This window comes from Neisseria sp. DTU_2021_1001991_1_SI_NGA_ILE_055, assembly GCF_032342915.1.
Classification (GTDB): Bacteria; Pseudomonadota; Gammaproteobacteria; order Burkholderiales; family Neisseriaceae; genus Neisseria.
Genome location: NZ_CP135440.1, coordinates 712,844 through 733,291 on the forward strand (window position 1 = coordinate 712,844; position 20,448 = coordinate 733,291).

The 20,448-nt window shown below is 47.8% G+C and carries 21 protein-coding genes; 6 read left to right on the plus strand and 15 right to left on the minus strand.

All coding sequences use genetic code 11. The annotated features are described in order from the left end of the window. Positions 1-302 precede the first annotated feature (302 nt). The 6 genes from prpC to aph(3'')-Ib all read right to left on the minus strand — a co-directional run bounded on the left by prpC (position 303) and on the right by aph(3'')-Ib (position 6,173). Entirely contained in the window at positions 303-1,457 is a 1,155-nt protein-coding gene (prpC, locus tag RRV97_RS03300) for a 2-methylcitrate synthase (protein ID WP_049335196.1), read from the minus strand. Positions 1,458-1,541: 84 nt separating this feature from the next. Then, positions 1,542-2,417: a methylisocitrate lyase gene (prpB, locus tag RRV97_RS03305; protein WP_254345551.1), complete on the minus strand. Its 876-nt coding sequence runs from the start codon at positions 2,415-2,417 to the stop codon at positions 1,542-1,544. A gap of 767 nt (positions 2,418-3,184) precedes the next feature. Next, positions 3,185-3,607, minus strand: a complete 423-nt coding sequence (locus RRV97_RS03310) for a hypothetical protein (protein ID WP_314058906.1) — start codon at positions 3,605-3,607, stop codon at positions 3,185-3,187. Between the two features lies 1 nt (position 3,608). Next, complete coding sequence (locus RRV97_RS03315) at positions 3,609-4,409, minus strand: NUDIX domain-containing protein (protein WP_315612228.1); 801 nt, start codon at positions 4,407-4,409, stop codon at positions 3,609-3,611. Positions 4,410-4,533: 124 nt separating this feature from the next. Beyond that, on the minus strand, positions 4,534-5,370 hold the full coding sequence (locus RRV97_RS03320; RefSeq protein ID WP_000480968.1) for an aminoglycoside O-phosphotransferase APH(6)-Id: 837 nt from the start codon (positions 5,368-5,370) through the stop codon (positions 4,534-4,536). Beyond that, a complete protein-coding gene (gene aph(3'')-Ib, locus RRV97_RS03325) occupies positions 5,370-6,173 on the minus strand; it encodes an aminoglycoside O-phosphotransferase APH(3'')-Ib (RefSeq protein WP_001082319.1) in 804 nt (267 codons plus the stop codon). The genes RRV97_RS03320 and aph(3'')-Ib overlap by 1 nt, the downstream gene beginning before the upstream one ends. A gap of 153 nt (positions 6,174-6,326) precedes the next feature. On the opposite strand from aph(3'')-Ib, the gene RRV97_RS03330 reads away from it, so the two are divergent. Continuing rightward, positions 6,327-7,535, plus strand: coding sequence for an IS4-like element ISVsa5 family transposase (locus RRV97_RS03330; protein ID WP_001339197.1), 1,209 nt, complete (start codon positions 6,327-6,329; stop codon positions 7,533-7,535). Positions 7,536-7,544: 9 nt separating this feature from the next. Here RRV97_RS03330 and RRV97_RS03335 read toward each other — a convergent pair whose 3' ends face one another. Continuing rightward, entirely contained in the window at positions 7,545-7,961 is a 417-nt protein-coding gene (locus RRV97_RS03335; RefSeq protein WP_000275180.1) for a helix-turn-helix domain-containing protein, read from the minus strand. Positions 7,962-8,048: 87 nt separating this feature from the next. Between RRV97_RS03335 and tetC the strand changes: the two genes are divergently transcribed. Then, complete coding sequence (tetC, locus tag RRV97_RS03340; RefSeq protein WP_000428546.1) at positions 8,049-8,642, plus strand: tetracyline resistance-associated transcriptional repressor TetC; 594 nt, start codon at positions 8,049-8,051, stop codon at positions 8,640-8,642. Positions 8,643-8,754: 112 nt separating this feature from the next. Here tetC and tet(B) read toward each other — a convergent pair whose 3' ends face one another. Next, positions 8,755-9,960 carry a tetracycline efflux MFS transporter Tet(B) gene (gene tet(B), locus RRV97_RS03345; RefSeq protein WP_001089072.1) on the minus strand — a complete coding sequence of 402 codons (1,206 nt, stop codon included), beginning with the start codon at positions 9,958-9,960 and terminating at the stop codon, positions 8,755-8,757. An 81-nt stretch (positions 9,961-10,041) separates the two neighbouring features. Here tet(B) and tetR(B) point away from each other — a divergent pair, with 81 nt between their 5' ends. Beyond that, entirely contained in the window at positions 10,042-10,665 is a 624-nt protein-coding gene (tetR(B), locus tag RRV97_RS03350; RefSeq protein WP_000088605.1) for a tetracycline resistance transcriptional repressor TetR(B), read from the plus strand. Here the strand turns inward: tetR(B) and RRV97_RS03355 are convergent. The 3 genes from RRV97_RS03355 to RRV97_RS03365 are packed head-to-tail and all read right to left on the minus strand — an operon-like array spanning position 10,643 to position 12,036. Further along, entirely contained in the window at positions 10,643-11,329 is a 687-nt protein-coding gene (locus RRV97_RS03355; protein WP_001284954.1) for an ArsR/SmtB family transcription factor, read from the minus strand. The genes tetR(B) and RRV97_RS03355 overlap by 23 nt on opposite strands. Positions 11,330-11,336: 7 nt before the next feature. Beyond that, positions 11,337-11,723: a hypothetical protein gene (locus RRV97_RS03360; RefSeq protein WP_000460651.1), complete on the minus strand. Its 387-nt coding sequence runs from the start codon at positions 11,721-11,723 to the stop codon at positions 11,337-11,339. Then, on the minus strand, positions 11,716-12,036 hold the full coding sequence (locus tag RRV97_RS03365) for an antibiotic biosynthesis monooxygenase family protein (protein WP_000562370.1): 321 nt from the start codon (positions 12,034-12,036) through the stop codon (positions 11,716-11,718). Before RRV97_RS03365 ends, RRV97_RS03360 begins: the two co-directional genes overlap by 8 nt. A gap of 443 nt (positions 12,037-12,479) precedes the next feature. Here RRV97_RS03365 and gltS point away from each other — a divergent pair, with 443 nt between their 5' ends. Together gltS and RRV97_RS11480 are read left to right on the plus strand one after the other, a co-directional pair. Further along, positions 12,480-13,685: a sodium/glutamate symporter gene (gene gltS / locus RRV97_RS03370; RefSeq protein WP_000599533.1), complete on the plus strand. Its 1,206-nt coding sequence runs from the start codon at positions 12,480-12,482 to the stop codon at positions 13,683-13,685. 266 nt (positions 13,686-13,951) lie between these two features. Continuing rightward, on the plus strand, positions 13,952-14,041 hold the full coding sequence (locus RRV97_RS11480; protein ID WP_052894307.1) for a LysR family transcriptional regulator: 90 nt from the start codon (positions 13,952-13,954) through the stop codon (positions 14,039-14,041). Positions 14,042-14,050: 9 nt separating this feature from the next. Here the strand turns inward: RRV97_RS11480 and RRV97_RS03375 are convergent, their stop codons facing one another. After that, complete coding sequence (locus RRV97_RS03375) at positions 14,051-15,259, minus strand: IS4-like element ISVsa5 family transposase (RefSeq protein WP_001352368.1); 1,209 nt, start codon at positions 15,257-15,259, stop codon at positions 14,051-14,053. Positions 15,260-15,394: 135 nt separating this feature from the next. Then, a complete protein-coding gene (locus RRV97_RS03380; protein ID WP_000904906.1) occupies positions 15,395-16,009 on the minus strand; it encodes a recombinase family protein in 615 nt (204 codons plus the stop codon). Between the two features lie 125 nt (positions 16,010-16,134). On the opposite strand from RRV97_RS03380, the gene RRV97_RS03385 reads away from it, so the two are divergent. After that, the gene (locus RRV97_RS03385; RefSeq protein ID WP_001138082.1) at positions 16,135-19,020 is read left to right on the plus strand and encodes a Tn3 family transposase; all 2,886 of its coding nucleotides are present in this window, start codon (positions 16,135-16,137) and stop codon (positions 19,018-19,020) included. Between the two features lie 174 nt (positions 19,021-19,194). Here the strand turns inward: RRV97_RS03385 and acpS are convergent, their stop codons facing one another. Further along, entirely contained in the window at positions 19,195-19,572 is a 378-nt protein-coding gene (gene acpS, locus RRV97_RS03390; RefSeq protein ID WP_003746639.1) for a holo-ACP synthase, read from the minus strand. 88 nt (positions 19,573-19,660) lie between these two features. Next, entirely contained in the window at positions 19,661-20,389 is a 729-nt protein-coding gene (gene pdxJ / locus RRV97_RS03395) for a pyridoxine 5'-phosphate synthase (RefSeq protein ID WP_003746637.1), read from the minus strand. Positions 20,390-20,448: the final 59 nt, after the last annotated feature.

Sequence of the window (20,448 nt, forward strand, 5' to 3'; positions counted from 1 at the left end):
TTGCTTGTGATTTGAAATCTATTCGCGGTATGAAAAAAAATTGCCGCTCTGCTACCATCATTCCCGTATAGACGGAAATCCAAACTTAAATCTTTCAGCACTCTTTACAGCAGAACATTTCAATTGTTGAATTTCTGCCTGTATGGGAATGACGACAGCAGAGCAGCATGTTTTCCAAACGGCCGGCTCTCTCTCTCGCATACTGCACTAGGCCGTCGAAAAACGAAAACTTAATTTATTCATTGTTTTCAAACGGCATTTCGAGATGGGCGGGCAGGCGGCCCACCCTGCTGTTACGCGTATCAGCGGTTTTCAATCTCCACGAATGCCAAATCTTCAGGGCCTGTGTAGTTTGCGCTCGGACGGATGATTTTGCCGTCTTTGCGTTGCTCGAGAACGTGTGCACTCCAACCGGTTGTACGGGAAATTACGAACAGCGGTGTGAACATAGCGGTCGGTACGCCCAATTTTTGGTAGGAAACGGCGGAGAACCAGTCCAGATTCGGGAACATTTTTTTCTCTTCCCACATCACGCTTTCCAAACGTTCGGCAATGTCAAAGAGGCGCATATCGCCGGTTTCTTTGCTCAAACCGCGTGCCACTTCTTTAATGACAACGTTGCGAGGGTCGGAAATGGTGTACACCGGATGACCGAAACCGATCACGATTTCTTTGCGACCGATGCGTTCGCGGATGTCGGCTTCGGCTTCGTCGGCATTGCGGTAGCGTTTTTGAATATCGTAAGCCACCTCGTTCGCACCACCGTGTTTCGGACCTTTCAACGCGCCGATTGCACCGGTGATACAGGAATACATATCCGAACCCGTACCGGCAATCACGCGGGCGGTAAAGGTAGAAGCATTGAACTCGTGTTCTGCATACAGAATCAGTGAAACGTGCATGGCTTTGATGTGTGATTCGCTTGGGCGTTTGCCGTGCAACAGGTGCAGGAAATGACCGCCGATGGTCTCTTCGTCGCTTTCAACTTCAATGCGTTTGCCGTTGTGCGAATATTGATACCAGTACAAGAGGATGCTGCCGAGGCTGGCGATCAGTTTGTCGGCAATGTCGCGCGCTTCACTTTCCGGATGGCTTTCACGTTCGGGGTGAACACAGCCCAGCATGGATACGCCGGTACGCATCACATCCATCGGATGGGTATGTGCAGGCAGGCTTTCCAAAACTTTAATCACACGGATAGGCAGGCCGCGCATGGATTTGAGCTTGGTTTTATAAGCGGCCAGCTCAAATTTGTTGGGCAGATGGCCGTGAATCAGCAGGTGGGCGACTTCTTCAAACTCGCATTTTTGTGCCAAATCCAAGATGTCGTAACCGCGATAGCTCAAATCGTTACCGGTACGGCCAACGGTACACAATTCGGTATTACCGGCCGCAACGCCAGAAAGCGCAACGGATTTTTTAGGTTTGAAGGTCGGGGTTTGAGTAGTTGCAGTCATGGTATTTCTCCTTTGTATTTTTATGGGTTTTATTTTTCAGACGGCCGATGCGGATTTGTTGAAAGGCCGTCTGAAAGCGGTTACTTATTTTTGAAACAATTTATCCAGTTTTTGCTCGAAGGCATGATAGTTCAGATGCTCGTACAGCTCGGCACGGGTTTGCATGGTATCTACCACCGCCGCCTGCGTGCCGTCGCGCATAATCGCCTCATAAACATTCAAAGCGGCTTTGCTCGCGGCGCGGAATGATGACAGCGGATACAGCACCAGCGATACGCCGTTTTCAGCCAGCTCGCTTTGGGTATAAAGCGGCGTTGCACCAAATTCGGTAATGTTCGCCAACACAGGGACTTTCACCGCGTCCGCAAATTGGCGGTACATGTTCAAATCGGTCATGGCTTCAGGGAAAATCATGTCTGCACCGGCTTCAACGCAAGCTTGGGCGCGTTCGATGGCGGCATCCAAACCTTCCACCGCCAGCGCATCGGTACGCGCCATAATCACGAAGTTCTCATCAACGCGCGCATCGACGGCAGCTTTGATACGGTCGACCATTTCATCTTTAGAAACAATGGCTTTGTTCGGACGGTGGCCGCAGCGTTTTTGTGCTACCTGATCTTCGATGTGAACCGCTGCAACACCGGCGCGCTCAAAGTTGCGAATTGTACGCGCGATATTGAATGCCCCGCCCCAACCCACATCGATGTCCACCAGCAAAGGCGTATCCACGTTGTCCGTAATGCGTCGTGCGTCGATCAGCACATCTTCCATTGTGGTAATGCCCAAATCAGGGATACCGCAAGAGCAGGCTGCCACGCCGCCGCCGGACAGATAAATCGCCTTGAAACCGCTTTGGGTGGCCAATCGTGCAAAGTAAGCATTGACGCAACCGACTACGGCAAGAGGATTCGATTCTTTCACGGCTTGACGGAAACGTGCTCCGGCAGAGTGTTGACTCATCATATTTCTCCTTTATAGACTTTTTTCATCAGTATTAATCGGACGGCTCGGTTTTTTCACAACCTGAAACGAACCGTTTAAAAATAAACAATTATTCTGAAAACTGTTTTCAGACGGCCTGTAAAATTTCAATTATCAACCATCTGAAAATTTAAAATCAATAAATACAAATAGTTATCAAAACCAATAAATACAATAAGGCTGAAGCGGAGGTATTTGTTTTTTAAATATTATTAATCAGTATATGAATGCAACAGGGGACAAGAAGTTTTAAAACCAGAAGTGTTTGTGGAAATGCAGAAACTGGATTCGGGTCGAGAGCCTTCAGACCGTCGCGACTGCCAATAAGCTGGCAGCGACGGGAGCAGCAGAGACGGGAGAAAATCTATAACAAGAGAGAGTGGTTTGATACAGATTCATGATGATGTTCCTTTGTAGTGCGATGTAGTTTTTATTTATGGAAACAAATTTAAAAAATAAAACCGGTCTTGTCAAACACTTTTTTCAAAAAAATTATAAAAAATTCAGTTATTAATAAACGATTTTTTTGCAACAAATGTAAAAAGCGGACAGTCCCTGCTACATCAAACCCTGATGTAGCCTGGCTTCTGTCCGTTTTGTATTTTTGGTTTATAGTCAGAATGATTGTAAACAATCCATCAAAAAATAATTTATAATTAATTCATTTATAAGGAATTTTTAAATACGTTATCCAAAAAATTAGATTTTTTTAGCCTATGGCCGTTCAGACGGCCTCTATCGGATGGCTACTTCGCGCTAAATGCCGTCTGAAAAGTCTGTTTGCCGACGGTAATATCGGCAGTGTAATCATGGCGGCCCTCGACACAAAACGGCAAGCGGATTTGCAAAGCCTGCCAGCTTCGCGGAGATTGTTGCGCCAGATTATAGCGGTTGAAGCCCATATCCATGTTTTTCATGCTGAAACTGATACTGACCGCGCCCGTATTTCGCGGAACATTCTCTATCACGATATCAAACGGCTCGTGCGTATTGATGGATGTTGCGCGTACTTTTGAACCGTCAGGCAGGACGCAGCCTTGTGTTAAATTACATTCGACTACTTTCGTTTTTGATTGCTGTTGCTGCCACCAATCCAAGAGCAGCAGTTTGGCCGCCGCAAACACAATCAGTAAAACAGCGGCAATCAAAAGCTTTTGATTTTTACTCATTTCAGACGGCCTCAATGTCATTATCGGTCAAAACGGCATGCGCACCCATGCTCTGCCACTGTTCGCGATAAATGGAAACCAGACTTTCCGGAGCTGCCACAATCAGCGGCATCGCCACGCCTTGCGCCAAAATATCCGCAACTTGCCCGGCGGCCGCTTCGTCAGCCACTTTCCAAACAACGGCATCCGCATTTTGCACCTGCCGCCATTGTTCAGCATTTTCAATGATTGGCCACACACTGAGCGCTTCTATAGGTTTGCCTTGCTGCCAATCGGCAAATTCCAACAATACGGCAGATGCGCTTTGATGAGCCAATCCATATGGCGCAACATGATATTCGCCCATGTTGTTTTGACCGCTCAAGCCGCTTTTCAGACGGCCTTGAAGCCGGCGCGGAATGGATAAAGAACGCAATAATGCGCTATTGGCTGGCAACATCGGCGCAACGGTAAAATCCCCAGCCTTTTGCCATGCCCATTTCTGCCCTTCCCTCGATTGGATTTCGCCCGTCCATTGGTCGGCTTCCACCCATAAAAAATGCAGGCGTACATGTGCGTGTTCGTAGGAATGGACTTTGGTCAGCCACGGCGTAGCGGCAAGGATACGGATACCGAGTTCTTCTTCAAACTCGCGTTGCAAGGCTTGAAAATCGCTTTCGCCAGCTTCCACCTTGCCGCCGGCAAATTCCCAATAGCCGGCATACGGCTTGCCCTCCGGGCGGGAACTGAGCAGGTAGCGGCCGTTTTGGTCGAGCAAAATCCCGGCAACCACTTGCACCAAGGGACGTGTGTCTTCAGTCATCATGAGATTATTCTTACTGGGGTCGTTTGCGGGAGAGGGCGAAATCCTACGCTAAGGCTTTGGCCAACGATATTCTCCGGTAAGATTGATGTGTTCCCAGGGGATAGGAGAAGTCGCTTGATATCTAGTATGACGTCTGTCGCACCTGCTTGATCGCGGCCGCGATAGCTAGATCGCGTTGCTCCTCTTCTCCATCCGCGTTCCAAGCTGCGGAAAGGCACCCATAAGCGTACGCCTGGTCGAGCAGGCGACGCGGATCGACGTCCAGCGCACGAGAGAATGCGTCCGCCATCTGTGCAATGCGTCTAGGATCGAGACAAAGGTCGTCTCTGTCAGCCGGATCGTAGAACATATTGGCGGCGCCAAAGCCCACTTCACCGACCAGACCGACGGGATCTATCACCAGCCAGCCGCGACTGGAGAACATGATGTTTTCATGATGCAGATCGCCATGTAGCCCACGCAGTTCCGAGGCATTGCTCATCATTTGATCGGCTATAATCGCCGCGTGGACGTAGTCAGTTTGACAACCTGCGTTTTGATCATCGCGCGCCCGCTGAAACAAAGCTGCAAAGCGATCCCGGATCGGGAGAAGGGCAGAAGGCAGGGGTTCCTCAGATGCGGCATACAGCTTCGCCATTAGTTCCGCTGCAATTTCGGTCGCCTGGTAGTCGCCGTGCTCGGCAACGATGTGAGAGAGCATTCGCTCCCCGGCATATTCGAGCAACATCAGATTGTTCTCACGACCGAGCAACCGGACTGCTCCCCTCCCATTGCGCCATACCAGATAGTCGGCCCCGCGCAGTTCATCAGCAATGTCTTCTATAGGTTTCAATCCCTTGACGATTGCAGGAGTCCCGTCTGGCAATGAAACTTTCCAAACGAGGCTGGAAAAGGTGTCCGCAATGAGAACAGGTTGCGAAACGTGCCAATGAGCAGGAAAAACAGGCGGCATGAACATCAACCCCAAGTCAGAGGGTCCAATCGCAGATAGAAGGCAAGGCGTTCGCGGTCGGGGGCTTCGATCCCCAATACATTGAATAGGACAGCGAAGGCGCGCTCTGCTTCATCTGGCGCTGCCCAGTTCTCTTCGGCGTTAGCAATCATGAGTGCCAAATCGGCATAGCGATCTGCTGTTCCGAGCCGCCCAAGGTCGATCAGACCCGTGCATTGAAGAGTTTTAGGGTCCACCATGAAGTTCGGCATGCAGGGATCACCATGGCAAACAACCATATCGGTGCGCTCTTGGTCGAGCCGCACCGGTAGCTCTCGTTCGACACGAGCCAAAAGATCGAGCTGCGGCGTACTCTTGTCCTCGTCCGGTAAGAAGTCGGGATTGACGGCATTGCGGGACACCACATCAACGGCGCGTCCGAACATTCGCGACAGCCTGCGCTCAAACGGACATTGATCAACCGATAGGCTGTGAACAGCGCCAAGTTGCTGCCCCATTGACGGCCACGCTTTGAGCAAATCCGCTCCAGACAGATCAGCCGCCGGTACTCCCGGAATTGCCGTTATCACCAAGCATGCACCCTCCTGTTCCTCCTGCCAGTTGATCACCTCGGGGCAAGCCACACCTCGACCTTTGAGCCAAATGAGGCGGTCACGCTCTCCAGCGAGCTCACCGCGGCGGGAAGCAGGTGCGATTTTCGCGAAGGCATGCCCGTCACCACGTCGAAAAACAAAATCACCAGATTCTCCGCCTCTGACAGGCAACCAGTCAGAATGCGATTCACCAAAAAAAATATTAGTTCGATTCAATGGAGGTTCCTTCAGTTTTCTGATGAAGCGCGGAGGTGGCTCAACCCTGATGAATCCCCTAATGATTTTGGTAAAAATCATTAAGTTAAGGTGGATACACATCTTGTCATATGATCAAATGGTTTCGCGAAAAATCAATAATCAGACAACAAGATGTGCGAACTCGATATTTTACACGACTCTCTTTACCAATTCTGCCCCGAATTACACTTAAAACGACTCAACAGCTTAACGTTGGCTTGCCACGCATTACTTGACTGTAAAACTCTCACTCTTACCGAACTTGGCCGTAACCTGCCAACCAAAGCGAGAACAAAACATAACATCAAACGAATCGACCGATTGTTAGGTAATCGTCACCTCCACAAAGAGCGACTCGCTGTATACCGTTGGCATGCTAGCTTTATCTGTTCGGGCAATACGATGCCCATTGTACTTGTTGACTGGTCTGATATTCGTGAGCAAAAACGACTTATGGTATTGCGAGCTTCAGTCGCACTACACGGTCGTTCTGTTACTCTTTATGAGAAAGCGTTCCCGCTTTCAGAGCAATGTTCAAAGAAAGCTCATGACCAATTTCTAGCCGACCTTGCGAGCATTCTACCGAGTAACACCACACCGCTCATTGTCAGTGATGCTGGCTTTAAAGTGCCATGGTATAAATCCGTTGAGAAGCTGGGTTGGTACTGGTTAAGTCGAGTAAGAGGAAAAGTACAATATGCAGACCTAGGAGCGGAAAACTGGAAACCTATCAGCAACTTACATGATATGTCATCTAGTCACTCAAAGACTTTAGGCTATAAGAGGCTGACTAAAAGCAATCCAATCTCATGCCAAATTCTATTGTATAAATCTCGCTCTAAAGGCCGAAAAAATCAGCGCTCGACACGGACTCATTGTCACCACCCGTCACCTAAAATCTACTCAGCGTCGGCAAAGGAGCCATGGGTTCTAGCAACTAACTTACCTGTTGAAATTCGAACACCCAAACAACTTGTTAATATCTATTCGAAGCGAATGCAGATTGAAGAAACCTTCCGAGACTTGAAAAGTCCTGCCTACGGACTAGGCCTACGCCATAGCCGAACGAGCAGCTCAGAGCGTTTTGATATCATGCTGCTAATCGCCCTGATGCTTCAACTAACATGTTGGCTTGCGGGCGTTCATGCTCAGAAACAAGGTTGGGACAAGCACTTCCAGGCTAACACAGTCAGAAATCGAAACGTACTCTCAACAGTTCGCTTAGGCATGGAAGTTTTGCGGCATTCTGGCTACACAATAACAAGGGAAGACTTACTCGTGGCTGCAACCCTACTAGCTCAAAATTTATTCACACATGGTTACGCTTTGGGGAAATTATGAGGGGATCTCTCAGTGCATTGCCTCCAATTCCCATAATTTATTACGCCGATAATAACTTGGTGTAACCTTAAAAATGTACTTAAATCGACGTGTAAAAGATTGTTGGGAATCAAATTGATATTTTAATGCGATCTCAAGGATAGTTTTTTTCGTCAACCTCAACTCAACAGCCGCTTTCGTCAAACGACGAGCACGAATATAGCTAGCCAGTGTGACCCCTGTTACTTTTTTGAACAGCCGCTGAAAATACCACTTGGTATAACCCGCTTTATTCGCCACATCATCAAGCAGTAAAGACTGATCTAAATTATGTTCAATCCATAATAGAACATCTTTGATAACCGTTGTATGAAACTGCTTATCATCATATCTTAATTGGATGTTATTAGCTTTATTTTGATAGCGAGAATGCTGTTCAATATACATAAAATAACCTAAATGTTCTTAAGATTGTCACGACCACATCATCATGATACCATAAACATACTGACGGTATGTTATTTTAAATCTATCATGGAAAATAAAAATCATCAACAAGAAAATTTTAAGAGTACCTATCAATCACTGGTTAACTCAGCACGAATATTGTTTGTTGAAAAAGGCTATCAAGCTGTTTCAATAGATGAGATCTCGGGAAAAGCGTTGGTGACCAAAGGTGCCTTTTATCATCACTTTAAAAATAAAAAACAATTACTCAGTGCCTGTTATAAGCAGCAATTAATTATGATTGATGCCTACATCACAACAAAAACTGATTTAACAAATGGTTGGTCTGCCTTAGAAAGTATATTTGAACATTATCTTGATTATATTATTGATAATAATAAAAACCTTATCCCTATCCAAGAAGTGATGCCTATCATTGGTTGGAATGAACTTGAAAAAATTAGCCTTGAATACATTACTGGTAAGGTAAACGCCATTGTCAGCAAATTGATCCAAGAGAACCAACTTAAAGCTTATGATGATGATGTGCTTAAAAACTTACTCAATGGCTGGTTTATGCATATCGCAATACATGCGAAAAACCTAAAAGAGCTTGCCGATAAAAAAGGCCAATTTATTGCTATTTACCGCGGCTTTTTATTGAGCTTGAAAGATAAATAAAATAGATAGGTTTTATTTGAAGCTAAATCTTCTTTATCGTAAAAAATGCCCTCTTGGGTTATCAAGAGGGTCATTATATTTCGCGGAATAACATCATTTGGTGACGAAATAACTAAGCACTTGTCTCCTGTTTACTCCCCTGAGCTTGAGGGGTTAACATGAAGGTCATCGATAGCAGGATAATAATACAGTAAAACGCTAAACCAATAATCCAAATCCAGCCATCCCAAATTGGTAGTGAATGATTATAAATAACAGCAAACAGTAATGGGCCAATAACACCGGTTGCATTGGTAAGGCTCACCAATAATCCCTGTAAAGCACCTTGCTGATGACTCTTTGTTTGGATAGACATCACTCCCTGTAATGCAGGTAAAGCGATCCCACCACCAGCCAATAAAATTAAAACAGGGAAAACTAACCAACCTTCAGATATAAACGCTAAAAAGGCAAATGCACTACTATCTGCAATAAATCCGAGCAGTACTGCCGTTTTTTCGCCCCATTTAGTGGCTATTCTTCCTGCCACAAAGGCTTGGAATACTGAGTGTAAAAGACCAAGACCCGCTAATGAAAAGCCAACCATCATGCTATTCCATCCAAAACGATTTTCGGTAAATAGCACCCACACCGTTGCGGGAATTTGGCCTATCAATTGCGCTGAAAAATAAATAATCAACAAAATGGGCATCGTTTTAAATAAAGTGATGTATACCGAATTCGATTGCGTCTCAACCCCTACTTCGGTATCTGTATTATCACGTGTATTTTTGGTTTCACGGAACCAAAACATAACCACAAGGAAAGTGACAATATTTAGCAACGCAGCGATAAAAAAGGGACTATGCGGTGAAATCTCTCCTGCAAAACCACCAATAATAGGCCCCGCTATTAAACCAAGCCCAAAACTTGCCCCTAACCAACCGAACCACTTCACGCGTTGAGAAGCTGAGGTGGTATCGGCAATGACCGATGCCGCGACAGCCCCAGTAGCTCCTGTGATCCCTGAAAGCAAACGGCCTAAATACAGCATCCAAAGCGCACTTGAAAAAGCCAGCAATAAGTAATCCAGCGATGCGCCTATTAATGACAACAACAGCACTGGGCGCCGACCAAATCGGTCAGACATTTTTCCAAGCCAAGGAGCAAAGATAACCTGCATTAACGCATAAAGTGCAAGCAATACGCCAAAGTGGTTAGCGATATCTTCCGAAGCAATAAATTCACGTAATAACGTTGGCAAGACTGGCATGATAAGGCCAATCCCCATGGCATCGAGTAACGTAATTACCAATGCGATCTTTGTCGAACTATTCATTTCACTTTTCTCTATTACTGATAGGGAGTGGTAAAATAACTCTATCAATGATAGAGTGTCAACAAAAATTAGGAATTAATGATGTCTAGATTAGATAAAAGTAAAGTGATTAACAGCGCATTAGAGCTGCTTAATGAGGTCGGAATCGAAGGTTTAACAACCCGTAAACTCGCCCAGAAGCTAGGTGTAGAGCAGCCTACATTGTATTGGCATGTAAAAAATAAGCGGGCTTTGCTCGACGCCTTAGCCATTGAGATGTTAGATAGGCACCATACTCACTTTTGCCCTTTAGAAGGGGAAAGCTGGCAAGATTTTTTACGTAATAACGCTAAAAGTTTTAGATGTGCTTTACTAAGTCATCGCGATGGAGCAAAAGTACATTTAGGTACACGGCCTACAGAAAAACAGTATGAAACTCTCGAAAATCAATTAGCCTTTTTATGCCAACAAGGTTTTTCACTAGAGAATGCATTATATGCACTCAGCGCTGTGGGGCATTTTACTTTAGGTTGCGTATTGGAAGATCAAGAGCATCAAGTCGCTAAAGAAGAAAGGGAAACACCTACTACTGATAGTATGCCGCCATTATTACGACAAGCTATCGAATTATTTGATCACCAAGGTGCAGAGCCAGCCTTCTTATTCGGCCTTGAATTGATCATATGCGGATTAGAAAAACAACTTAAATGTGAAAGTGGGTCTTAAAAGCAGCATAACCTTTTTCCGTGATGGTAACTTCACGGTAACCAAGATGTCGAGTTAACCACCCTTTAGATTCATAAAGCGAAAATAATGCGGCTCCAACGTACCCACCTAAATGGAAACGGCGTTCACTCCAATCTAAACACGCACAACAGATTTTACGTGAATGTTTGGAAGGAACGTCAATTCCCATTTCATGAAAATATTGAATACCACTTAATGTGATCATTGAACCATTTTCAGTGATCCATTGCTGTTGACAAAGGGAATCATAGATCTTAACGGCAACTTCGCCAGCTAAATGATCATAGCAAGTACGTGCTTTTCGTAAATGCACTGGCGTGGAAACTTTGGCATGTACGCCATGGTTTAAGGAGATCCCCATCATACTTTCCATCAATTCAGCAATATCTTTTCCTGCTAGCCGAAAATAACGATGCTTGCCTTGAGCTACTACTGTGATTAGCTGGCAATCTAATAATTTAGATAAATGACTGCTCGCCGTTGAAGCTGATATATTCGCCACAGAACTTAGCTCAGTGGCCGTCCAAGCTCGCCCATCCATCAAAGCACTGAGTATTTTAACTCGTGAAATGTCAGACATAGCCGCCCCTATCGCGGCTATTGAGGACTCAAAGGTAACCTCTTTTCGTATTAAATTAGCCATCGCAAGTTCACTTTATTGCCCAAGGGAGCGTAACAGATGCAGCCATACTATCATTGTCCGTTATTAATATCAGTTGGTTAGCATGGTCACTGTATTGCACTAAAATATTAATGTTATTCTCCGCCAATACTCGTGCTATTTCGCCAAGTTCCCCCGGTTTTTCCTGTTTTAACTTACGAATTAATGGTGTCCGGATCGCAAGTACTAACAGTCCAGCTTGCTCTAGCGCTATTTTAGCTTCCTTTCCTTGTTCAACAAGAAAATGAGCATGGCATTCATCACCAACCGTAAATATCCCTCCCCCTTCCAATCCAATACCTTTATTACCTAATGTTTTTCCTAGTAATGCTAATTGTCCTATTTGATTATCTAAAACAACGTGAACATCAAACATTATCCTTGTCCTTTTTAAATGAATATTCGCGAGTAATATGAGCAATACTAATTTTGTAAAAATCAAATATTGACTCTCGCCCTTCTTGTTGAGCTTTCGCATGTAAAACATGATTTTTCCATTGCAGAACTGCGTATTCGTTTTCCCACCAAGATAGCGATAACATTTTTCCTTCTGTAGCTAGACTTTGAAAACGTTCAATTGAAATAAAACCAGCTACATGACTTAATAGTGGTCTTAACTCCTCAGCTAAAGTCAAATAGCGAGTTTGTTGGTCGGGTTGTATTTGCACCTCAAATATTACAGCAATCATATTTTTCTCCGTTATTAATCAACAAACAGAGTAATCCACCCGAAAATTAACACTTCGATAAGCAACGAAATATAGAAAGGTCATGCTGCTGTTTTATGTTGTATATCACACTTCTTTAAATTGCTCGGCCTGCGCTTATCATGTTCTCCTTCTCTTATAATTTTGTTTATTATTTATACTTTTTTATTTTTTGCTATCACCGAAAATAGTGCGGATCCCGCATGGTATTTAGGTTTACCCATCATTAAATACCATTGTTGTTATTTTAATCTTTTTAATATTTCATGATTAAGATCACACTAAAATTATGACCCTATTAACTAAAAGTTATGGATACCCTAATAAAACTCATTGTTAAAGATTAGTTAACCAAAGTAACTTCATTTTTCACTATTGTTAAATTGTTATAGTGAAAATTCTGGTAAACTAATAGAGGTAAAAAAATGATCCTAGATGCCAGTTATACATTATTAGTCGCATGTATCGCGCTACTCATAGGAATGTTTGTCGTAAAATTTACCCCGTTCCTACAAAAAAACCACATACCAGAAGCCGTCGTTGGTGGCTTTATTGTTGCAATTGTTCTGTTAATTATTGATAAAACATCAGGTTATTCGTTTACTTTTGATGCTTCATTGCAAAGTTTATTAATGCTCACATTCTTTTCCTCTATCGGGCTAAGTTCTGACTTTTCTCGACTGATTAAAGGAGGAAAGCCGTTAGTTCTATTAACTATTGCAGTAACGATCCTAATCGCCATTCAAAATACTGTCGGCATGAGTATGGCTGTCATGATGAATGAAAGTCCATTTATTGGCTTAATTGCAGGTTCAATTACTCTAACAGGTGGTCATGGTAATGCCGGAGCATGGGGCCCTATTCTCGCTGATAAATATGGTGTAACAGGCGCCGTTGAATTAGCGATGGCTTGTGCAACACTTGGATTAGTGTTGGGTGGTTTAGTTGGCGGCCCTGTTGCCCGTCATCTTTTGAAAAAGGTCTCTATTCCTAAAACAACCGAGCAAGAGCGCGACACTATCGTTGAAGCTTTTGAGCAACCAAGCGTCAAAAGAAAAATCAATGCAAATAACGTTATTGAAACCATTTCAATGCTGATTATCTGTATTGTTGTTGGTGGCTATATCAGTGCATTGTTTAAAGATACTTTTCTGCAACTGCCTACTTTTGTCTGGTGTTTATTTGTCGGTATTATTATCCGTAATACACTGACTCATGTATTTAAACACGAAGTGTTTGAGCCGACCGTCGATGTATTAGGTAGCGTTGCTTTATCGCTTTTCTTGGCAATGGCGTTAATGTCATTAAAATTTGGTCAATTGGCAAGCATGGCAGGGCCAGTATTAATTATCATTGCTGTACAAACTGTTGTCATGGTGCTATTTGCCTGCTTTGTCACCTTCAAAATGATGGGCAAAGATTATGATGCTGTCGTGATCAGCGCGGGTCACTGTGGCTTTGGTATGGGAGCAACACCAACAGCAATTGCGAATATGCAAACAGTCACAAAAGCATTTGGACCATCACATAAAGCTTTCCTTGTCGTTCCTATGGTCGGTGCCTTTATTGTTGATATTTCAAACAGTATCTTAATTAAAATATTTATTGAAATTGGTACATACTTTACCTAATAGCTACACACTACTCGGCGTACTTCTCCTAACAATTTATTATAGGGCAGTATGCCGAGCCGCTTTCTTACCCCGTATATTCCCCTAGTCAATCTATTTAGCTTGCACGTTTACGAATTAATTCTCGTGACAACTAAACCAAAATTTGAATTATGACGAGTATATCTGATTATTTATACTTTATTCGTTAGAATAGTCCGTAGAAATAAATAATCAGAAGGCTACATGGAATGAAATTAAGACATCTCGATATCTTTTATGCTGTAATGACTTGTGGTTCCTTAACGCGTGCGGCTGAAGTTTTACATATTTCTCAACCCGCGGCGAGTAAAGCACTCAAACATGCTGAGCACTGAGAGATCCCCTCATAATTTCCCCAAAACGTAACCATGTGTGAATAGATTTTGAGTAAGCAGGGTTGCAGCCACGAGTGAGTCTTCCCTTGTTATTGTGTAGCCAGAATGCCGCAAAACTTCCATGCCTAAGCGAACTGTTGAGAGTACGTTTCGATTTCTGACTGTGTTAGCCTGGAAGTGCTTGTCCCAACCTTGTTTCTGAGCATGAACGCCCGCAAGCCAACATGTTAGTTGAAGCATCAGGGCGATTAGCAGCATGATATCAAAACGCTCTGAGCTGCTCGTTCGGCTATGGCGTAGGCCTAGTCCGTAGGCAGGACTTTTCAAGTCTCGGAAGGTTTCTTCAATCTGCATTCGCTTCGAATAGATATTAACAAGTTGTTTGGGTGTTCGAATTTCAACAGGTAAGTTAGTTGCTAGAATCCATGGCTCCTTTGCCGACGCTGAGTAGATTTTAGGTGACGGGTGGTGACAATGAGTCCGTGTCGAGCGCTGATTTTTTCGGCCTTTAGAGCGAGATTTATACAATAGAATTTGGCATGAGATTGGATTGCTTTTAGTCAGCCTCTTATAGCCTAAAGTCTTTGAGTGACTAGATGACATATCATGTAAGTTGCTGATAGGTTTCCAGTTTTCCGCTCCTAGGTCTGCATATTGTACTTTTCCTCTTACTCGACTTAACCAGTACCAACCCAGCTTCTCAACGGATTTATACCATGGCACTTTAAAGCCAGCATCACTGACAATGAGCGGTGTGGTGTTACTCGGTAGAATGCTCGCAAGGTCGGCTAGAAATTGGTCATGAGCTTTCTTTGAACATTGCTCTGAAAGCGGGAACGCTTTCTCATAAAGAGTAACAGAACGACCGTGTAGTGCGACTGAAGCTCGCAATACCATAAGCCGTTTTTGCTCACGGATATCAGACCAGTCAACAAGTACAATGGGCATCGTATTGCCCGAACAGATAAAGCTAGCATGCCAACGGTATACAGCGAGTCGCTCTTTGTGGAGGTGACGATTACCTAACAATCGGTCGATTCGTTTGATGTTATGTTTTGTTCTCGCTTTGGTTGGCAGGTTACGGCCAAGTTCGGTAAGAGTGAGAGTTTTACAGTCAAGTAAGGCGTGGCAAGCCAACGTTAAGCTGTTGAGTCGTTTTAAGTGTAATTCGGGGCAGAATTGGTAAAGAGAGTCGTGTAAAATATCGAGTTCGCACATTTTGTTGTCTGATTATTGATTTTTGGCGAAACCATTTGATCATATGACAAGATGTGTATCTACCTTAACTTAATGATTTTGATAAAAATCATTAGGGGATTCATCAGGGCTCAACCTGCGAAAAGAAACGAGTTGCTACGTAAGTCCGAGAACATGCTTTCCATGGTCTCTGAGCTCGCCTTTGGGACCGACATATCGGTAGAGAGTGACGCGCTCGATGCCGAGTTCCTTGCAGAGATCGGAAACTGAAGTATCGCGCTGGGCCATGGCGGCTTGCGCGAGACGCACCTGAGCTTTGGTGAGCGCGAATTTTCGTCCGCCCTTGCGACCGCGCGCTCTCGCGGAGGCGAGACCCGCCATGGTGCGCTCTCGGATCAGATCCCGCTCGAACTCGGCCAAGGTGGCGAAGATTCCGAACACCATGCGACCGGACGCAGTCGTGGTGTCGATCTGAGCGCCCTTTCCAGTCAGAACCCGCAGGCCGATCTTGCGGTCTGACAGCTCCTTCACCGTGTTGACCAGATGGGCAAGCGATCGTCCGAGGCGATCGAGCTTCCAGACCACCAGCACATCGCCGTCACGCAATGACTTGAGGCAGGCAGTCAAGCCAGGGCGATCATCACGACCGCCGGAAGCAAGATCATCATAGATATTGTCCCGTTCGACACCTGCGGCGCGCAAGGCGTCGTGCTGCAGGTCGAGAGACTGCGAGCCATCGGCTTTGGAGACGCGGGCATATCCGATCAGCATGTATCACAAACGTTGGTTTGAGGCGGCGCTTCGGCCACGATTGCATTGACCTCTGGAAATGTATCTCAACCAGCTTCATAAACAAAGCGTCTTGAACGCTATCAGATTTTGAAAAAGGAACATGTATGCCGCGTCGCGTCACTCTAACCGATCGGCAGAAAGACGCGCTGTTGCGCTTGCCGACTTCACAGACGGATTTGCTCAAGCACTATACGCTGAGTGATGAAGACCTTGGGCATATCAGGCTGCGTCGGCGCGCTCACAACAGGTTCGGCTTCGCCCTGCAATTGTGTGTCCTGCGCTATCCCGGCCGGGTGCTGGCTCCAGGCGAACTGATCCCTGCAGAGGTCATCGAATTTATCGGAGCGCAGCTTGGCCTGGGTGCCGACGATCTCGTAGACTATGCTGCCCGCGAGGAAACACGGCACGAGCATCTTGCCGAGTTACGGGGGCTCTACGGCTTCCGCACCTTCTCCGGACGTGGTGCGAGCGAGCTGAAGGAATGGTTGTTCCGAGAAGCCGAGATGGCGGTGTCGAACGAGGATATCGCCCGTCGCTTCGTAGCCGAGTGCCGACGCACCCGCACTGTCCTTCCCGCGACATCCACGATCGAGCGGCTTTGTGCCGCGGCTCTCGTCGATGCCGAGCGACGCATCGAGACGAGGATCGCCAGTCGGCTGCCTATGTCGATCCGAGAACAGTTGCTGGCATTGCTCGAGGAGACGGCTGATGATCGGGTGACCCGTTTTGTGTGGCTGCGCCAGTTCGAGCCTGGCTCGAACTCTTCGTCGGCCAACCGGCTGCTCGACCGGCTCGAATATCTGCAACGCATCGATCTCCCCGAGGATCTGCTTGCCGGCGTTCCTGCCCATCGGGTGACTCGTCTGCGCAGGCAGGGTGAACGGTATTATGCCGACGGCATGCGCGATCTCCCGGAGGACAGGCGGCTTGCGATCTTGGCTGTTTGCGTCTCGGAATGGCAGGCGATGTTGGCCGACGCAGTGGTCGAAACCCACGACCGGATCGTCGGCCGTCTCTACCGTGCTTCGGAGCGTATTTGCCATGCAAAGGTCGCAGACGAAGCGGGGGTGGTGCGTGACACCCTGAAATCCTTCGCCGAGATCGGGGGCGCCCTGGTCGATGCACAGGATGATGGCCAGCCGCTGGGCGATGTCATCGCGAGTGGGTCAGGGTGGGACGGCTTAAAAACCCTTGTTGCAATGGCAACCAGGCTGACCGCCACCATGGCCGACGATCCGCTCAATCATGTGCTCGACGGTTATCACCGCTTCCGCCGATACGCTCCACGCATGTTGCGCCTGCTCGATCTGCGAGCTGCGCCCGTTGCACTGCCGCTTCTGGAAGCGGTGACGGCCCTTCGTACCGGTTTGAACGATGCCGCGATGACCAGCTTCTTGCGGCCCAGCTCGAAATGGCATCGCCACCTTCGGGCCCAGAGGGCTGGCGACGCTCGCCTATGGGAGATCGCGGTGCTGTTCCATCTGCGCGATGCGTTCCGCTCCGGAGATGTCTGGCTTACTAGGTCCCGGCGCTATGGCGATCTGAAACACGCACTCGTTCCGGCACAATCCATCGCGGAAGGCGGTCGTCTCGCTGTGCCATTGCGGCCGGAGGAATGGCTGGCAGACCGGCAAGCTCGCCTCGACATGCGGTTGCGCGAGCTTGGCCGTGCCGCTCGCGCAGGCACGATCCCGGGCGGGTCGATTGAAAACGGCGTTCTGCATATCGAGAAACTCGAAGCCGCCGCGCCGACAGGCGCCGAAGATCTGGTGCTCGATCTCTACAAGCAGATCCCGCCCACGCGCATCACCGATCTCCTGCTGGAGGTGGATGCGGCGACCGGCTTCACCGAAGCGTTCACCCATCTGCGCACAGGAGCACCCTGCGCTGACCGGATCGGGCTAATGAACGTTATCTTGGCGGAAGGGATCAACCTCGGCTTGCGCAAAATGGCGGATGCGACAAACACCCACACCTTCTGGGAATTGATCCGCATTGGACGGTGGCATGTCGAGGGCGAAGCCTATGACCGGGCGCTGGCCATGGTGGTCGAGGCACAGGCAGCGTTACCCATGGCCCGGTTCTGGGGCATGGGCACGTCGGCTTCGAGCGACGGACAGTTCTTCGTCGCTACAGAGCAAGGTGAGGCCATGAACCTGGTCAACGCGAAATATGGCAATACCCCGGGCCTGAAAGCCTATAGCCACGTCTCCGACCAATATGCGCCGTTCGCAACCCAGGTGATTCCTGCAACGGCAAGCGAAGCGCCTTACATCCTCGATGGCCTGCTGATGAACGATGCTGGACGCCATATCCGCGAGCAGTTCACCGACACGGGCGGCTTCACCGATCACGTCTTTGCCGCATGTGCCATTCTCGGCTACCGGTTCGCTCCGCGCATCCGCGACCTGCCATCCAAACGGCTCTACGCGTTCAATCCGTCGGCCGCCCCGGCGCACCTGCGAGCGTTGATCGGCGGAAAGGTCAACCAAGCCATGATCGAGCGCAATTGGCCCGACATCCTGCGCATCGCCGCCACCATTGCTGCCGGGACCGTCGCGCCAAGCCAGATTCTGCGGAAACTCGCCTCCTATCCGCGGCAGAACGAGCTCGCGACAGCCCTGCGGGAAGTCGGTCGCGTCGAGCGCACCCTGTTCATGATCGACTGGATTCTGGATGCCGAACTCCAACGGCGTGCCCAGATCGGGCTCAACAAAGGCGAAGCTCATCATGCGCTGAAGCGGGCAATCAGCTTCCACCGCCGCGGTGAAATCCGCGACCGTTCCGCCGAAGGCCAGCATTACCGCATCGCCGGCATGAATCTGCTCGCCGCCATCATCATCTTCTGGAACACCATGAAGCTCGGCGAGGTCGTTGCAAACCAGAAACGCGATGGAAAGCTGCTATCGCCCGATCTCTTGGCCCATGTTTCGCCGCTCGGATGGGAACACATCAATCTCACCGGAGAATATCGCTGGCCAAAGCCTTAGCGTAGGATTCCGCCCCCTCCCGCAAACGACCCCTTACTATGCGGCAGGCGGCGACACCTGCCGATTTGTGCGTAAAAAAACGATGTCGGGCCCATACGCCCGACTTTTAACAAAAATCTAATCCTTCAGGCCGTCTGAAAAGGATGTTCTATTCCAGAATACTTAAATCCGGCCTTATTTTTCCGCAATGACAAAAGCCATGACGGTATCCTCTTCATCGCTCATGCTCAGATGGCAGCCGCGGATACCCTGCTCTTCCAGCCATTTGCTCAAAGCCGGTGCAAAAAACAATTCAGGCTTGCCCAATGCGTCATGCCCGACACCGATATTGCGGAAGGACACCACGCCGCGTATGCCCGTACCAACGGCTTTGGCAAAAGCCTCCTTGGCGGCAAAGCGTTTGGCAAGATAGTTGACCGGCTTGCCTGCCTGTGGAAACTCCAACAGTTCTTCCGGGCTGAGAATGCGTTGCGCAAATGCCAGTCCGAATTTTTTGTTCAGGCGGATAATGCGTTTGAGGGAAACAATATCCGTGCCTATTCCGTAAATCATGGGTCTGCTCCTTGTTTAAATAGTCAGGCCGTCTGAAAATGCGGCTACCGGCCAAAGCAAACCGCTTTAGCCGGTATGGCTGATGCCCTTAAGGCAGCATTCTGGCTCTGAACATGACTTCCTTCATTTGGCGGACCGCTTCAGGCAGGCCGAGGAAGAGTGCTTGGGAAATCAGCGAATGGCCGATGTTCAGCTCGCGGATGGCGAGAATTTGGGCAATCGGCGTTACGTTGTGAATGGTCAGGCCGTGTCCGGCGTTGACGATCAAGCCCAAATCGCTGGCGTAATGCGCACCGTTTTGAATGCGCTCGAATTGTTTCATCTGCTCGGCGTGGCCGTGTGCATCGGCATACGCACCGGTGTGTAATTCGATAACGGGCGCGCCGACATCATAAGCGGCTTGGATTTGCGCGTTGTCGGCATCGATAAACAAGGACACGCGGATGCCTGCGTCAGTCAGAATTTTGGTGAACTCGGCCACTTTATCCTGTTGCGCCAATACGTCCAAACCGCCTTCGGTGGTTACTTCTTGGCGTTTTTCAGGAACGATGCACACATCTTCCGGCATGACGTTGAGCGCGTTTTCCAGCATTTCTTCCGTCAGCGCCATTTCCAAATTCAGGCGCGTGCGGATGGCGTTTTTAACGGCGAACACGTCCGCATCTTTAATATGGCGGCGGTCTTCACGCAAGTGCATGGTAATCAAATCTGCGCCGTGGGTTTCCGCAATCAGCGCCGCTTCGACAGGGCTGGGATAAATCGTACCGCGCGCATTGCGGACGGTGGCAATATGGTCGATGTTTACGCCTAACAACATAATAATGTCCTTTCTTTAAAGTTTCAGACGGCCTGAGCCTGCTCATATTCACAGGCCGT

Excerpts from the sequence above, each read along its gene's own strand:
- RRV97_RS03310 (WP_314058906.1), bottom strand. The coding sequence starts at position 3,607 with ATGAGTAAAAATCAAAAGCTTTTGATTGCCGCTGTTTTACTGATTGTG.
- RRV97_RS03330 (WP_001339197.1), top strand. The coding sequence starts at position 6,327 with ATGTGCGAACTCGATATTTTACACGACTCTCTTTACCAATTCTGCCCC.
- RRV97_RS03315 (WP_315612228.1), bottom strand. The coding sequence starts at position 4,409 with ATGACTGAAGACACACGTCCCTTGGTGCAAGTGGTTGCCGGGATTTTG.
- tetC (WP_000428546.1), top strand. The coding sequence starts at position 8,049 with ATGGAAAATAAAAATCATCAACAAGAAAATTTTAAGAGTACCTATCAA.
- RRV97_RS03365 (WP_000562370.1), bottom strand. The coding sequence starts at position 12,036 with ATGATTGCTGTAATATTTGAGGTGCAAATACAACCCGACCAACAAACT.
- prpC (WP_049335196.1), bottom strand. The coding sequence starts at position 1,457 with ATGACTGCAACTACTCAAACCCCGACCTTCAAACCTAAAAAATCCGTT.
- prpB (WP_254345551.1), bottom strand. The coding sequence starts at position 2,417 with ATGAGTCAACACTCTGCCGGAGCACGTTTCCGTCAAGCCGTGAAAGAA.
- RRV97_RS03385 (WP_001138082.1), top strand. The coding sequence starts at position 16,135 with ATGCCGCGTCGCGTCACTCTAACCGATCGGCAGAAAGACGCGCTGTTG.
- RRV97_RS03355 (WP_001284954.1), bottom strand. The coding sequence starts at position 11,329 with ATGGCTAATTTAATACGAAAAGAGGTTACCTTTGAGTCCTCAATAGCC.
- RRV97_RS03360 (WP_000460651.1), bottom strand. The coding sequence starts at position 11,723 with ATGTTTGATGTTCACGTTGTTTTAGATAATCAAATAGGACAATTAGCA.
- RRV97_RS03335 (WP_000275180.1), bottom strand. The coding sequence starts at position 7,961 with ATGTATATTGAACAGCATTCTCGCTATCAAAATAAAGCTAATAACATC.
- RRV97_RS03375 (WP_001352368.1), bottom strand. The coding sequence starts at position 15,259 with ATGTGCGAACTCGATATTTTACACGACTCTCTTTACCAATTCTGCCCC.
- RRV97_RS03320 (WP_000480968.1), bottom strand. The coding sequence starts at position 5,370 with ATGTTCATGCCGCCTGTTTTTCCTGCTCATTGGCACGTTTCGCAACCT.
- pdxJ (WP_003746637.1), bottom strand. The coding sequence starts at position 20,389 with ATGTTGTTAGGCGTAAACATCGACCATATTGCCACCGTCCGCAATGCG.
- acpS (WP_003746639.1), bottom strand. The coding sequence starts at position 19,572 with ATGATTTACGGAATAGGCACGGATATTGTTTCCCTCAAACGCATTATC.
- gltS (WP_000599533.1), top strand. The coding sequence starts at position 12,480 with ATGATCCTAGATGCCAGTTATACATTATTAGTCGCATGTATCGCGCTA.
- RRV97_RS03380 (WP_000904906.1), bottom strand. The coding sequence starts at position 16,009 with ATGCTGATCGGATATGCCCGCGTCTCCAAAGCCGATGGCTCGCAGTCT.
- RRV97_RS11480 (WP_052894307.1), top strand. The coding sequence starts at position 13,952 with ATGACTTGTGGTTCCTTAACGCGTGCGGCTGAAGTTTTACATATTTCT.